13 protein-coding genes and 2 pseudogenes are annotated in these 14,707 nt (G+C 46.1%); 11 read left to right on the top strand and 4 right to left on the bottom strand.

The genetic code is table 11. The features are described 5' to 3' along the window. Positions 1–120 precede the first annotated feature (120 nt). A pseudogene (mutS, locus tag ACQ86O_RS00420) lies at positions 121–2,675 on the bottom strand (DNA mismatch repair protein MutS). Between the two features lie 621 nt (positions 2,676–3,296). Here mutS and ACQ86O_RS00415 point away from each other — a divergent pair. The 3 genes from ACQ86O_RS00415 to ACQ86O_RS00405 all read left to right on the top strand — a co-directional run bounded on the left by ACQ86O_RS00415 (position 3,297) and on the right by ACQ86O_RS00405 (position 4,742). After that, positions 3,297–3,872: a hypothetical protein gene (locus tag ACQ86O_RS00415; protein ID WP_431223691.1), complete on the top strand. Its 576-nt coding sequence runs from the start codon at positions 3,297–3,299 to the stop codon at positions 3,870–3,872. Then, a complete protein-coding gene (locus tag ACQ86O_RS00410) occupies positions 3,869–4,372 on the top strand; it encodes a hypothetical protein (protein WP_431223690.1) in 504 nt (167 codons plus the stop codon). Before ACQ86O_RS00415 ends, ACQ86O_RS00410 begins: the two co-directional genes overlap by 4 nt. A 190-nt stretch (positions 4,373–4,562) precedes the next feature. Then, entirely contained in the window at positions 4,563–4,742 is a 180-nt protein-coding gene (locus tag ACQ86O_RS00405) for a hypothetical protein (protein ID WP_431223689.1), read from the top strand. Position 4,743: 1 nt separating this feature from the next. Here ACQ86O_RS00405 and ACQ86O_RS00400 read toward each other — a convergent pair whose 3' ends face one another. Beyond that, a complete protein-coding gene (locus ACQ86O_RS00400; RefSeq protein WP_431223688.1) occupies positions 4,744–5,619 on the bottom strand; it encodes a LysR family transcriptional regulator in 876 nt (291 codons plus the stop codon). Positions 5,620–5,698: 79 nt separating this feature from the next. On the opposite strand from ACQ86O_RS00400, the gene ACQ86O_RS00395 reads away from it, so the two are divergent. The 3 genes from ACQ86O_RS00395 (at position 5,699) to thrH (ending at position 7,971) form a co-directional block, all read left to right on the top strand. Next, a complete protein-coding gene (locus ACQ86O_RS00395; protein ID WP_431223687.1) occupies positions 5,699–6,547 on the top strand; it encodes a 2OG-Fe dioxygenase family protein in 849 nt (282 codons plus the stop codon). Between the two features lie 192 nt (positions 6,548–6,739). After that, entirely contained in the window at positions 6,740–7,357 is a 618-nt protein-coding gene (locus ACQ86O_RS00390) for a LysE family translocator (protein WP_431223686.1), read from the top strand. A gap of 59 nt (positions 7,358–7,416) precedes the next feature. Continuing rightward, positions 7,417–7,971, top strand: coding sequence for a bifunctional phosphoserine phosphatase/homoserine phosphotransferase ThrH (gene thrH / locus ACQ86O_RS00385; protein ID WP_431223685.1), 555 nt, complete (start codon positions 7,417–7,419; stop codon positions 7,969–7,971). A gap of 233 nt (positions 7,972–8,204) precedes the next feature. On the opposite strand, the pseudogene ACQ86O_RS00380 reads toward thrH, so the two are convergent. After that, a pseudogene (locus ACQ86O_RS00380) lies at positions 8,205–9,412 on the bottom strand (IS256 family transposase). Between the two features lie 560 nt (positions 9,413–9,972). Between ACQ86O_RS00380 and ACQ86O_RS00375 the strand changes: the two are divergent. Further along, the gene (locus tag ACQ86O_RS00375; protein ID WP_431223684.1) at positions 9,973–10,140 is read left to right on the top strand and encodes a hypothetical protein; all 168 of its coding nucleotides are present in this window, start codon (positions 9,973–9,975) and stop codon (positions 10,138–10,140) included. Here ACQ86O_RS00375 and ACQ86O_RS00370 read toward each other — a convergent pair. Next, positions 10,137–10,742: a Fic/DOC family protein gene (locus ACQ86O_RS00370; protein WP_431223683.1), complete on the bottom strand. Its 606-nt coding sequence runs from the start codon at positions 10,740–10,742 to the stop codon at positions 10,137–10,139. The genes ACQ86O_RS00375 and ACQ86O_RS00370 overlap by 4 nt on opposite strands. 737 nt (positions 10,743–11,479) lie before the next feature. On the opposite strand from ACQ86O_RS00370, the gene ACQ86O_RS00365 reads away from it, so the two are divergent. From ACQ86O_RS00365 to ACQ86O_RS00350, 4 genes are all read left to right on the top strand, one after another. Continuing rightward, complete coding sequence (locus ACQ86O_RS00365) at positions 11,480–12,583, top strand: hypothetical protein (protein WP_431223682.1); 1,104 nt, start codon at positions 11,480–11,482, stop codon at positions 12,581–12,583. Between the two features lie 98 nt (positions 12,584–12,681). Further along, positions 12,682–13,620: a cation diffusion facilitator family transporter gene (locus tag ACQ86O_RS00360; RefSeq protein WP_431225615.1), complete on the top strand. Its 939-nt coding sequence runs from the start codon at positions 12,682–12,684 to the stop codon at positions 13,618–13,620. 168 nt (positions 13,621–13,788) lie between these two features. Further along, positions 13,789–14,043 (top strand): penicillin-binding protein, encoded by a 255-nt coding sequence (locus ACQ86O_RS00355; RefSeq protein ID WP_431223681.1) that lies wholly within the window; start codon positions 13,789–13,791, stop codon positions 14,041–14,043. A gap of 135 nt (positions 14,044–14,178) precedes the next feature. Next, a complete protein-coding gene (locus ACQ86O_RS00350; protein WP_431223680.1) occupies positions 14,179–14,568 on the top strand; it encodes an SHOCT domain-containing protein in 390 nt (129 codons plus the stop codon). Positions 14,569–14,707 lie beyond the last annotated feature (139 nt).

Below are 14,707 nucleotides of genomic sequence, written 5' to 3'. Positions count from 1 at the left end.
TAGGCTCACCGTTTTTTTATGCAATTGATTTTGTTTCTTTACAGCCCGCTATCCAAAGGAGAGCGGGCCTTACCACAAACAGGGCGCTGGTTTAGTGGGCATATTAACAAGCGTTAAGACTCAGACCAGACTTTTCAAGCGATAGATCCACTCGAGTGCCTGGCGCGGCGACAATGAATCGGGATCCAACGCCTCCAACGCTTCCACGGCCGGAGAAACCTCTTCGTTCAGCAGCGTCATCTGGGTGGCATCCACCGTGCCAGCCGCTGTCTGGTTTGAGAGAGTTTCCAATTCGCGAAGTTTCTGGCGCGCACGTTTGATCACATCACGCGGTACTCCGGCCAATGCCGCAACTGCCAGGCCGTAGCTTTTGCTGGCGGCCCCATCTTGTACGCTGTGCATAAAGGCAATGGTGTCGCCGTGTTCTAATGCGTCCAGGTGAACATTAACCACGCCTTCCATTTTTTCTGGCAGGGTGGTCAGTTCAAAGTAATGCGTGGCAAACAGCGTCATGGCTTTGATGCGGCTGGCCAGGTTTTCTGCACAGGCCCAGGCAAGTGAAAGCCCGTCGTAAGTGGAGGTGCCGCGGCCAATCTCATCCATTAACACCAGGCTGTTCTCCGTGGCGTTATGCAGGATATTGGCGGTCTCGGTCATTTCCACCATAAAAGTGGAGCGGCCAGAGGCCAGATCGTCTGCAGCCCCTACGCGGGTAAAGATACGATCCACCGGGCCGATCGTGGCTTTGGTCGCAGGTACAAAACTGCCGATGTGCGCCATTAGAACAATCAGCGCGGTTTGGCGCATATAGGTGCTTTTCCCCCCATATTTGGACCAGTAATAATCAACATTCGGCGTTGCGGCGAGAGTGAGACCGGGTTGGCAATAAAGGGCTCTCTTAAAACCTGCTCCACAACTGGGTGACGGCCATCGGCGATACGGATACCAGGCTGCTCGCTAATGGTTGGGCAGGTATAGTTCAGCGTTTCGGCACGTTCCGCCAGGTTGGCTAAAACGTCCAGCTCTGCCAATGCACCCGCACTCTGTTGCAGCGCTTCAAGGTGGGGCAGCAACAGATCGAAAAGCTCTTCATATAGCCCTTTCTCTATGGCCAATGCCTTCCCTTTTGAAGTCAGTACTTTGTCTTCATACTCTTTCAGTTCCGGGATGATATAGCGTTCCGCATTTTTCAATGTCTGGCGGCGGACATAGTGGATTGGCACCAGGTGGCTCTGCCCACGGCTGACCTGAATGTAGTATCCATGTACTCCATTGAAACCTACTTTTAGCGTATCCAGACCCAGCTTTTCACGCTCGCGGATCTCCAGGCGATCCAGATAGTCACTGGCACCGTCTGCCAGCGCACGCCATTCATCCAGCTCTTCGTTATAGCCTGGAGCTATTACCCCACCATCCCGGATCAGGACCGGCGGTGCTTCCACAATGGCACGTTCCAGTAAAGCCAGCAGTTCGTCAAACTGGCTTACCTGCGACAACAGTTTCTGTACCTGAGGCGTTTCATCGTTTTCCAGCAGTGCACGAATATCCGGTAATTGTTGGAAGGCGTGGCGCATGCGGGCCAGATCGCGTGGGCGAGCGGTGCGCAGTGCCAGGCGGGCAAGAATGCGCTCAAGATCGCCAACCTGGCGCAACGGCTGCTGCAACTCAGTGCTCAGTTCCTGTAGCGCGGTAATCGCTTGTTGACGGTTGTTCAGCACGCTCATGTCGCGGGTTGGCATATGCAACCAGCGTTTCAACATGCGGCTGCCCATCGGCGTCACGGTGCGATCAAGTATGGCGGCCAGGGTATTTTCGCTGCCGCCGGAAAGGCTTTGGGTGATTTCAAGATTACGGCGGGTTGCCGCATCCATAATAATGCCGTCTTGCTGGCGTTCCATGGTGATACCACGGATATGGGGTAATGAGGTGCGCTGGGTATCTTTGACATATTGCAGCAGGCAACCTGCTGCACGCAGTGCTTGATGGGACTGTTCAACGCCAAAGCCGGTAAGATCGCGGGTACCGAATTGCAGGTTCAACTGTTGGCGAGCGGTTTCGAGTTCAAATTCCCATAACGGGCGGCGGCGGAGCCCATGACGCTGTTCGATTAGCGCCATTTGTTCAAACGTTTCCGGGTAGAGCAGTTCCGCCGGGTTGGTGCGTTGCAGCTCGGCAGCCATGGTTTCGAGATCTTCTGGCTCGGCGACGCGGAAACGGCCGGAACTGATATCTAACGTGGCATAACCAAAGCCACGGCCATCCTGCCAGATAGCGGCCAGCAGATTGTCATGCCGTTCTTGCAGCAGGGCTTCATCGGTAATGGTGCCTGGAGTAACGATACGCACGACTTTGCGTTCGACCGGGCCTTTGCTGGTGGCCGGATCGCCAATCTGTTCGCAAATTGCGACAGATTCCCCTTGTTGAACCAGCTTGGCGAGATAGTTTTCTACCGCATGATGAGGAATGCCCGCCATCGGGATTGGTTCCCCCGCGGAAGCACCACGCTTGGTGAGTGATATTTCCAGCAGTTGAGATGCACGTTTGGCATCGTCATAGAACAGCTCGTAGAAATCCCCCATGCGGTAGAACAACAGGATCTCAGGATGCTGCGCTTTAAGGCGCAGATACTGCTGCATCATTGGCGTGTGGGCGTCGAGTTTTTCAGTGCTGCTCATAAGATTATCGGTTCCAATCCATTGAATTTAAAATTGATTGTGATTTCGTTGTCATCATTGGGTATCACGTTGCCTCATAAAAAACCGCTACAGCATTCAGGTGGAGCAAAAGGTATAGCCGCTCAAATAAATCAATTGGTTGGTCATAAAACGGAGCATATATGACAGGCAAACAGGCTGGCAAACCTTTGTCGCCTAAAGCCAGAGAAAGAACGACGTTATCGGACAGAGGCCGGGCCAATGCCAGCAAAAACCGAGGTTTGCGTGCTACTGCTGGCGATAGGGGTATCAAGACCTTTGCCATCGCTATACTAGCCCAGGGGACAATAAGCTGTCACAGGTAAAAATTGGAAGCGTTACGCAAACTTCACATGCAATGGCCCGGATGAGATTGCAAGAACTCAAACTATTCAGAAGTGAAGGGCGCTGTCCGGCTTCTGAGCTGAAGGATGAAAAGCAACGGTTATTAGAAGAGAGTCAAAAACCGAAAGCGACAGTGCTGACAGTTGAAGGGTTGGTTGGACTGACCCCACATCGGTAGACAAATTCTGTCCTCACGACGAGGCCTGTTCAAAGGCCCATCTTCGTAGATGGTTTGGCGATCAAAAACATGCTGAGTATATGCAACGTACCGATCGCCTGATTTATCTCACGACTGCACGCCGTAGGCGGAATCTAGACAGTTTTACCGAGGAATCATTGATCCAGAAGGCTCTATCGGAATGCCGCAAACCCAAGCATTCTGTACGCCATATTATGTCTCGGGAAACGCAAGTTTATATGCGGGAAGTGTACCGCAACATGGGTGGGTTGCGTATTAACCTGGATAAACTACAAGCCTATCAGCCCTTGAATGAAAGGGAGGCGCTCCAGAAGACTATGTTTTTGAATCATCTTGCTGAGCGTGGCTGTAGACTCGTCAGCAGCGTTCCCTTGGTGGTGGAGTACTGGCCTGAATATAACGTGGCTGATCTGGGTACACGCTCTTTTGAGAAGCATGGTGGCTTTCAGACGTTAAAATCCACCATTAAGTGGCATATCTTTGAAGGCTACAACTATGACATCGAAAGCAGCCAATTGACCATCCTGCGCCATGAACTTGAGAAATATGGGCTTAAGCGTGTAGGCCTGAAGAAAATCACCAAAGAAAAAGTGATGCGGCGCTTCGATATTGACGAAGGATCGGCAAAACTTTGATTTACAGTCTGATTTACTCACTTGGCGAAGTCAGGAAGCATAGGGACAGTGAAGTATTCAACATTTTGTATAACGCTTATGGGTATGACGTGGCGGTAGAGAAGGCGGATAGCTGGCGTGAGTTCATTAAGCCAATCCGAAAGAAGCTAAAACAGCTTGTCGAAGTCTACATTGGGCTAGGAGTTAACTGCCCGGGGCGGGGACTGGCAATCCGCAATGCAGTGCGTCAAACATATCTGGTTAACCCCAAGAAGATTACTCAGGAGGATCGCCGTCGCATCCTCAGCCATATGCTACAGGGCATTGAAAGCCAAGCGACGTATGAGACGATCTTGCTGAATCCTGGCGTATGTGGTTCAAGTGAGCATGATGGGCTGGTCAGCAGCGTTCTGTTGAAATGGGTACACCCCTATCTCCGGTTAAAGTTGAAGCATCAGAGTGTTACTGAGGTAGGTTCGGGCAAGCCCAAGAAGCGAGCTAAATCAATCATTCGTTTTTAAATGCTGGATGATGCAACCCTCAAGTAGTGGCTACATTAGGCTTCTGTAGCCACCTAGGCATGATTTAATCAAGGCTTGAAGAACTACCCGAACTAACCGCTATGGGCGTTGTGTTACAAACGCAGTGGGCCAGACCTTCAACTGCACTTACAAATGCGTGGTAACGGGTAAGTGGTGGAAGTGTGACGTAATGCGCCGCAAGCTACTGGCTCATATGCTGCAAGGGTTGGAAAGCCGGGCCGTCTATGACTTCGTTACCGCACATCTGGGGCTTGTTTGCGCGTTAGAGCATGATGGGTTTGTATCTTACTGCCTGATCGATGAGGGGGATTGGCAGCATCCATTTTTGAAGATTGTCTTGAAACATTGATTCAATTATTTTGATTTAGATAAAAATTTTTACTATCATTAAATTCTTCCCGTATCCATGTAAGAAAAGCAGTTTTTCTATGGTCTATATGAAAAGGTTCTGATGATAACAAATGATACGAAGAACCATCGGGAACAAAACCACAAGGAGCTATCAATTGCCCATTCCTAAGCCCTTTCTCAACCATATATAAGGAACAAAGCCCTATTCCGACCCCCGCTCCAATTGCTTCGAGCATAATATAAAAGTGCTCGAACCAAGTATTCTTGATTATTTCCATATTAAAGTTGTTAATTTTTAGCCAATGTTGCCAACCATCAGGCCGCGTATGAGTATGCAACGCATTAATCTTCGCGAGTGGAAACGCGCTACCTAATAATTCAGCTTTAGATACCGGCCCCATAAGTTCCTGCCCTATCATTTCCGAAAAAATATTTCTGTCCCAGTTAAAATCATCACGTCGCAATGCCAAATCAACGTGACTGCGAGCGAAATCTATAGGCCCCCCAGCAGCAAAAAGATGGATCTGTATATCAGGTTGCTTTTTATTGAAAACAGGTAAACGCGGGATTAACCACCTCATCATAATTGTCGGTTCACATGAAACAACCAAAGGTTGGTCTGATTGGCATGAACCCAGTTGCTCCATAGCTGCTTTGAGGATTTCAAGCATCTCTTGGCAAGCTATCTTAAGCCTCACTCCATCTGGAGTTAAAAAGATGGCTCTATTCCTGCGCTCAAACAGCGATATCCCTAATGTATCCTCTAGCTGCTTGATCTGACGACTGACGGCGGACTGTGTAACGCATAGCTCTTGAGAAGCCTTAATCAAGCTTTGATGTCGGGCTACCGCTTCAAAAAAGCGCAAAGTGTTCAACGGGGGAATCTTCATAATAGATGACATTTTCTCAACAATTTCAATGATTATAACTCAATATTATTAATGGTAAAGATGTGTGATTTTATATTACCAACTAAGTGGTTTTGAGCTTTTTTATACACATGGAGAGTTGTCTAAAATGAGTTTATTCAATGAGTTAGAATCAGTTGTTGAAGTCAACCAAATCCCTCGAAAAGCAGAAAAAGAACTAGTAAGAATCAATCATGAGTTAAAGAAAAATAATTTTTGTTTTATCGATAGCGAAATGTGTTCCTCTCTACTTAAAAGTAAGGATGTTGATGCGCTCAGTGATTGGAAAATTTTCCAAGATAGTTGGCACGATCTTGTTCTTGATGACTACATGGCAGATAGTGGGAAATACAGAAAACGTCGTTATGCCACATTGAGCGCTCTTCCATCAAGTGAACAATGGAAAAAAGAACCAGAACAACCTCACTATCAAGGCCGTGATTATAATAATCTCAATGGTGGTATAGAGCGTCATTACGAACCTATCCACCACCATATCTTGCATGGTAACACGATGAATAGTGTTATCAAATTAGGATGTGAGCTATTCAACCAACAAATATCTGGGCAAGCATGGCATATTGAAGTTCATCAGTTCAGAATAGAAGCCAGTAGTGAAGAAAAAGGGAAGCCAACTCCTGAAGGAGTTCATCGTGATGGTGTCGATTTTGTTATGATGATGATGGTAGAACGCCATAATGTTATTAATGGTGAGACAACTATTTATGATTTAGATAAAAAACACATTACCAATTTCACCCTAAAAAAACCTGGCGACATTGCTATTTTAAACGACCACTATGTATATCACGGTGTCAGTTCAATAGTACAAGATGTCATAACTGAAGAAGCCTATCGAGATGTTCTTGTTGCCACATTTAGGCGTAAAAATTAGATTGTATTAACACCTAACACTATCTGCCTGTAGTGTTATTTGAGCATGATATTGGTATTTCTGACGATGGATTTTATTGGCCCTTCGATAAACAACAGGGCCAAAGTTAGAATAAAAAATTAAATATACTTATATTGAACGGTGTAGATGCACTCACCTAAGATATGAAGTCTTTATTAAAAGGTAAGAAGTATGATGGAGTTAGTAGCTGTTGCAATAATAACTATTTTGGCTGTAATTAGCCCTGGTGCAGATTTTGCCATGGTAACTAGAAATAGTTATCTTTATGGCCGTCGTGCTGGCTTACTTGCCGCTGTTGGGATCGCACTAGGAGTTCAAGTTCATGTGACATATACAATGATGGGCATTGGATTTATTATATCACATTCAAAATTTTTATTTTCAGCAATAAAAATTGTTGGGGCCATTTATCTGATATACATAGGTTACAAAACTTTCTTTACTAAAATACAGTTGGATATAGACCTTACATCCTCAGTGGGAATATCACCATTTGGTGCTCTACGTACAGGTTTCTTAACAAATGCGTTAAATCCGAAAACTACATTGTTTGTGGTGAGTACTTATACTCAGGTTGTTAATCCTTCAACACCTCTGTCATTACAGATTGCTTATGGGCTATTTATGTCTTTTGCTCACTGGGCCTGGTTCAGCCTAGTAGCACTGTTCTTTTCTAATGTAACTTTGCGTGAAGTAATGCTTTCGAAGCAAACAATACTCAATAAAACTATTGGTGGTATATTAATCGGTCTTGGCGGGGCATTAGCATTTTCACCTATGATTAGTTAAAGAGGTAATACAATGAAAATTGCATGTATTGATGTGGAAGGTGTTTTAATCCCTGAGATGTGGCCCTTTCTTGCAAAAAAACAGGGTTACTCTCACTATCGCGTACAACTCGTGAAGAGCCTGACTATAAAAAGTTAGTTAACGACAGAATTGATACTCTTTATAAAAACAAGTTAAAATTATCAGATGTTGTAAAGGAAATTTCTGATTTGCCATTATTACCTGGTGCTTTGGATTTTATAACCCAACTAAAACTAAGTTATCGAATTATATTGGTTTCAGATGCCTTCTATCAAATGGTTCTGCCGTTCCTCAAAAACCTAGGAAATCTAGAGCTAAAGTGCCATCATTTTAAGTGTAATGAAGACGGGTTTATCTCTGGCGCTGAGTACAGTCGCCTGCATGGGAAAATTGATGTCGTTAATGAGTTAAGACGGAATGGTGGTGCATCTAAGATACTTGCAGTTGGTGATGCTTTTAATGATTTAGAAATGATCATTAATGCTGATAAAGGCTTCTTGTTTCGCCCTTCGGCTGAAACAGCTAAAGTAGCGAATAATATAAAAATTGTGCACACGTATAAAGAAATACTCGATGAGGTGAATAGAGCATAAGTATGAATGATTTTTTGTAGCCGCTGAACATGATTATGCACCAATTCACCAAGGTGTGTAAAAAACACTACATTTAGCTAAATAACAACCGAGTAAAGAACAAGAAAAAATTCATTTTAGCCTTGTGCCACTCAAGGCTAAAATGAACGGGTGAAAAACATGTTCCCAACGTGTCGAGATAATCTGCCCATTTTTGCAGAGCCTGTCCATAATTCTGTGTAACTGCCAGCGTATTAAAGGTGCTCGTTTAGACGGTCACCAAACTCGATAATAAAGCGGCTCATCGCCAACCGCCAGTTCTGGATTGGCATACTCCATTTTTTCGATGCTGCCTGGATCGCCAGATAAATCACTTTTCGCACTGAGTCGTCTGTTGGGAACACCTTACGTTTCTTTATCGCCTGCCGGATTACGCTGTTCAGCGATTCTATAGCGTTGGTCGTGTAAATGGCCTTGCGGATATCCGCAGGGTAACCGAAGAACGTGTTGAGATTTTCCCAGTGAGTACGCCAGCTTTTGCTGATTTGCGGGTATTTCTCATCCCAGATACCTGCAAACTTATCCAATGCCATCAGGGCGGCTTCCTCTGTCGGGGCCTGATACACCGTTTTCAGCACGCTAGTCACCGCTTTGTAGTCTTTCCACGAAACGTATTTCAGGCTGTTACGCACCATGTGGATAATGCATAACTGGATGTGGGTTTGCGGATAAACGCTGTTTATCGCCTCTGGGAAGCCCTTCAAGCCGTCCACGCAGGCAATCAGGATGTCCTGAAGCCCCCGATTTTTAACTCGGTCAACACGTTGAGCCAGAACTTTGCTCCCTCATTCTCGGCTAGCCACATGCCCAGCAGTTCTTTTTTACCTTCGGTATTAATCCCCAGAGCCAGGAAGATGGCCTTGTTGATGACACTACCATTTTGACGCACTTTCACCACGATACAGTCAAGGTAAACAATGGGATACAGTGAGTCGAGGGGGCGATTCTGCCACTCGGTGACCTGTTCTTTGACGGCATCAGTGACTTTGGATATTAGCGTGGGTGACACATCGGCATCGTACATCTCCTTGAATGTGGCAACGATTTCCCTTGTGGTCATTCCTTTGGCATACAAGGATAAAATCTGGCTGTCCATCTGCGTGATACGTGTCTGATTTTTCTTGATTAACTGAGGCTCGAAAGTGTTTTCGCGATCACGGAGTGTATTCAGTACGACCTCGCCATCATCAGTGAGCAGCGTCTTTGATGAGTAACCGTTGCGGGTATTCGAACCTGTTTTAGGGGCATTTTTTTCATGACCAAGGTGTTCGGTAAGCTCAGCATTCAACGCCGTTTCGACGGTGAGCTTGGTCAGCATACGAGAAAACGCATTAAGATCGGCTTCGGTTTTGAGGCCTTTAGCCAGTTCGGCAGCCAGTGCCTTAAGTTTCTTTTCGTCCATAATTTGCCTGTCTCCATTGTCAGGAAGAACATATCAAAAACAGGCAATTACACAATTTAAATTACAGTCTCTTTTTGCAGCCAAACCTTGCATTCTTTATCGTTGCTATGGAGGTTATACACGCCGACAATCCCTTTGGGCGAGTGGCCTAATACGGCCTCCGCAACTTCATTGGGACATCCAAGACTAGCCAAGCCAGTGCGCACGGTTCTGCGTAAGTCATGAGGTGTCCAGAGAGGGATATCAAGCATTTTCCCTTCTTTTCACAACGTTCCGGCAGCAGCATTTAGATACTCTTGAACGATAGGGGTACGCCTGTATTGTGAAGAGAATATATAAACTTCATTTTTTGATGATAATTGCTGAATAAATTCGATGGCCTGCTGAGACAACTGAACATAGCGCCCAATCCCGCTTTTGGTTTCACGTAAGTGTATTGTACCATCTTCAAGATTGACATCCTTTCATGCGACAGCACAGACTTCCCCTGAGTTAATGACAGCAGTTCTCTACGATCCTTGGTATACTGTAACCAGTGGATTAGTTAATCAGGAGTCGCTATGAGCACTAACAAAAAAGAGCAGGTGATGTACGCTAAACCATCTCGCGCGGACATTGTGCGTTCTGTGGCGACGTCAACAGCTGTTGAAACAGGCCAACCTTCAGCGAGTGTTGAAGCTTCGCTGGAAGCTGCACGTAAAAAGTTCGCGCATCTGCGCCTCGCCTAATCCCTTCTTAATCCCTCACTGACCCAGTGTTTCATTGGTTCGTAGTTCATTGACATCCCCGTGTGAATGGCTGATATATAGTGGGTTTTGTTCTGCTCCCAGCTCTGATAATCCAACGGCTTATAGCCAGCCTGAACCGCCATCACATCGGCTAACAGTCCATTTCCCTCTCTGAATGGGTGGATGAGTATGAGTTCCACATGGGTTATTGCGATAGCTTCAATCAACTGTTCTTCGCTCATATCTGTACACGGTGTGTAACGGGCGAGATATTTCACATCGAAATCGTTCAGCAATTTGGGCAGTTGCGCTGAGGGGGCAAACATAAAACCGCCTTTGCTGATATTAACCATCCTTTCTTGTCCAGCCCACTCATAGATGTTGCCTAACCAGCGATGGTGCCAGCCTTTCAGTATCTCAACGGTGAGCTTCCCAAGCGGAAAGTGATTCTCAAAAACAGAGCGATAAAGCTGCTCCAGCAGTACCAGCTCGGCGTCATCGATCTCATTTGAATCAGCAATCCCAAGCTTATTGGCCAAAACCTGTTCGCCAGAGTCTTTCTCAAACTGGCCTTCTCTGCCAGAAACGTAGTATCGATTCATGAGTACACTCGGAGTGGTGACTGGTGGAGATGAAAGTATAACGCTCAGTGAATAACGCAACAATACTCGTAAAATCAGGTAGTTAATAAAATGTAGGCTAAAGCGCAGTTTTTCCTTATTTTTCTAAAATAGCCTTTAATTATCAGCGTTAACACACCAATGCATCATAGGCGTGTGGGCGTCGGGTTTTCAGTGCTGCCCAGAAGATTATCGGTTCCAATCCATTGAATTTAAAATTGATTGTGATTTCGTTGAAAGGTATAGCCGCTCAAATAAATCAATTGGTTGATCATAAAACGGCACATATATGACAGGCAAACAAGCTGGCAAACCTTTGTCGTCTAAAGCCAGAAAAAGAACGACATTATCGGACAGAAGCTGGGCCGATGCCGGCAAAAACCGAGGCTTGCGTGTTACTGCTGGCGATAGGGGTATCAAGACCTTTGCCACCGCTATATCAGCCCAGGGGACAATAAGCTGCCACAGGTAAAAATTGGAAGCGCTGCGCAAACTTCGCTGGCAATGCTCAGGCCAGGCTTACAAAAGTCAGGGGAGTGTTGAATGCATCACCTTCCAGACGCAAAAATTTCTCTGGCTCTCCATCGGTAATGTAAGGGAACAACTATAGTTAAAGTCCATATGGTATGTGCGTGGGTTCCCACCAACTATTTTGGTTGTTCCAGTTGTACGAACTAAAGGATCGCACAGCCTGAAACCGTCAGTTTGCGAGGTGATCCATGCTTTATGTTGATATCCCAAGTCGTGAAGAGTATGCCTATTTAGCTGATATCCGCTCACCAGCCTGCGTCTCAATTTATCTTGAAACTTCTCCTTTGCACCAACAATTGGAAGCCAGCAAAATCCAGCTTGGTAACTTCATCAAGGAGGCGCTGTTGCAGGTTGCGGACACTGGTTTGGATAAACGCAGCATCGCTTCGCTAGAAGAAGAACTGTATTCCGTCTTGGAAGATGTATCGTTTTGGGATCTGCATGCAAGAAGCCTGGCAGTGTTTGCAACGCCGGACAGCATCCGAACTTACCGCCTGGCAAATGAGTTATCCAATCGGCTTGTCGTGGGGGAGCGCTTCTTCCTTAAACCGTTATTGCGTGCATTAACTTTCCCTCATTCGGCCTACATCCTCGCACTTTCTGAAAATCAAACACGTCTGATTGAATTCTTTGCAGATGCGCCAGCAGAAGAAATGAACGTGCCAGAAATGCCCACGCACTTGAAGGAGGCGATGGGGGAGGCTGCGTTGAATGATCATCATCATGGTGCGGTGCATCATAAAGTGCGGCTGGCACAATACACCCGCAAAATTGACCAGGCGTTACGCCCAATATTTGCCAGACATGACTCGCCCCTTATCCTTGTCAGTTCTGAACCTTTAGCCTCGATCTACCGCTCAACCAATTCCTTGTCTAACCTGACAGATGAAACCCTTTTTAGGAACGCTGAACACCTCGGCGCCTCTGAGTTGGTGACGCTGGTGCGGCCATTAATGGATGACTATTATCAGGCGCAATTAAACGCGTTAGCATCGCGTTTTGAAATCCGTTCAGGGGAACGCCGTGTCACTCAGGATCTTTCAGATGCGGCTAGGGCAGCCACCTTCGGTGCCATTGAGCTGTTACTGGTTAACCTCGACAGCACGCTGAACGGCACCATAGATGATCAGGGATTAATCACTTTCAGTGGCAGTGATGAGGAAAATACTTACGGTTTAATTGATGAGATTGCCAAGCGGGCGATGGCTACCGGCGCAAGAGTTTTAGCCGTGCGCAGCGGCGATTTACCTTCTGGTGCCGATATAAATGCCATATTACGTTACCCGCTCTAAAAGTATTCCAATGTCAGCGCTGGTCTGTGTGTCTGCTGCAGACCAACGCGTTTTAACATTAACGAGAGGCTGTTGACGTTATAAAATAAGGGTGAATGATGGCAACCGCATCGGCTAATATTCAACAACAGTTGCAAAGTACCGAACTGGAACAAAGAATTCTCAAACGCTCAATTTTATGCACATTATTTATTGCAGGTGCAGGGATCGTGTTTGGCATTCTTTGCGGTTCGATGTCGATTGTTTTTGATGGTATGTTTTCGGCCCTGGATGCAGGCATGTGCTCATTGTCTTTGTTGGTTTCCCGCCTGCTGGGGCAACCGCACAGCCGCCGTTTCCAGTACGGATTCTGGCATGTAGAACCCTTGGTGCTGGCGTTTAACGGCAGCTTATTGGTTTTGCTGTGTTTGTATGCCTTTGTTAACGCCGTTAAGGGGATTTTTGATGGTGGACGTGAGCTCGAGCTGGGATGGGCAATTGTCTATGCCATCACCGTCAGTATTTTCTGTTTTACGCTTTATTTTAAACAGCGCCGGTTTAATCAAAGAATAAAGTCAGAGCTTATCGCATTGGATACTAAAAGTTGGTTAATGTCGGCATGTATCAGTTCTGCTTTATTATTGGCCTTTGTTCTTTCCTGGTTGATGGAAGGAACCCGTTATGAGTATCTTAATGTCTATACAGACCCCTTTGCGTTAGCCGTATTAACATTGGCATTAATACCGGTACCGATCAAAACCGTTATGGCCGCAGTGAGAGAGGTGTTACAAATGACGCCTGACAACCTGGACTGCAAAATGGAATCCATCATGGCGCAGTTGACCCTGGAATATGGTTTCCTCGATTACTCCAACTACGCGACTCGTATCGGCCGCGGGTTGTTTATCGAGATCCACATTGTCATTCCAGAAAGTATGGAAAACAGCGGCGTCACCAAATTTGATAAAATCCGCGATAAAATTGCAGATGCAATTGGTGAGGATGGCCCCCACCGGTGGCTGACCATCTCTTTCACACACAACCCCAAATGGCTGTAAGTTCGGCAAAGCCGCACGGGTTTACGTGTTGGTATTGATGATTAAAGCGGCGGGATCGGGATTCATTACTGGCGGCCTTCCAAATGCCATAAATACCTCATCAAAATCCTGCCGCCAGCGCTATCCTGATATGGCATATCCCACTCTATTTTTACAGGGCAAATTGGTATGAAAATCGACGTGAAAGTGGATAAAAACCTGTTCAGAAACTTGTCTGATAAAAGCCGGGAAGCTTATCTTGCTGAGTTGCAAACTCGTGTTCACGAGATCTACCCGGAAAGCCATCTTACGGTGATCCCCGGCCTTAATGATAAAACCGAGATCGCTACCAGTGACTTTTTCAATGATATTGAGGCTAAAGTGACCGTGCAGGAAATTGTCGATGATGTCAGCCAGCACGGCTATTGGCGTAACCAGGGGTAAGAGAACCTGCCATCAAGCCAGGACAGATTGGCATTTTTATCATCCAACATGGAAAAAATAGAATAGCGACATATACTTATGATGTGTTTATGGCTGATTTTGATTCCCGTTATAATTGAATAGAAAGGAGCGCTAATGACCTATCATCTACTCACCCTTTGGGATATTTTGGTAACGACATTTTCATTCTTCTTTTTTATCGCCTATCTGTTTATTTTGTTCCAAGTCGTTTCCGATCTTTTTCGTGATCATCAACTAAGCGGTTTTTATAAGGCCGTGTGGATTGTCTTCCTGCTTTTCATCCCGTTGTTAACCTCTCTGGTTTACCTTATTGCCCGGGGTAAAGGTATGGCTGAACGGCATCGTGCACAGCTACAAAAAAATGTCTCTGCAACCAACGAGTATATCCGTGAGGTCGCTGGTAAATCGCCAGCCGAGCAGATATCTGATGCCAAAAAGTTGTGGGACGATGGTGTTATTACCGAAAGTGAATACCAGCAGCTCAAGGCCAAAGCGCTAGCCTGATCATTCAGGAAACCAGCCTTGGCCTGAAAGGAGCCCCCAGGCCAAGGCAGTTTGAAGAACAGTTGCTAAAGCTGAAAATTACTGCGGCCCAGGCTTTGTATCCTCATCTTCAGAAAAAGGGATTGAAATAAGACGAATT

This window comes from Serratia sp. L9 (genome assembly GCF_050632285.1).
GTDB lineage: Bacteria > Pseudomonadota > Gammaproteobacteria > Enterobacterales > Enterobacteriaceae > Chania.
Note: the sequence above shows the minus strand (reverse complement) of the source record. Positions and strands in the feature narration are given on the sequence as shown.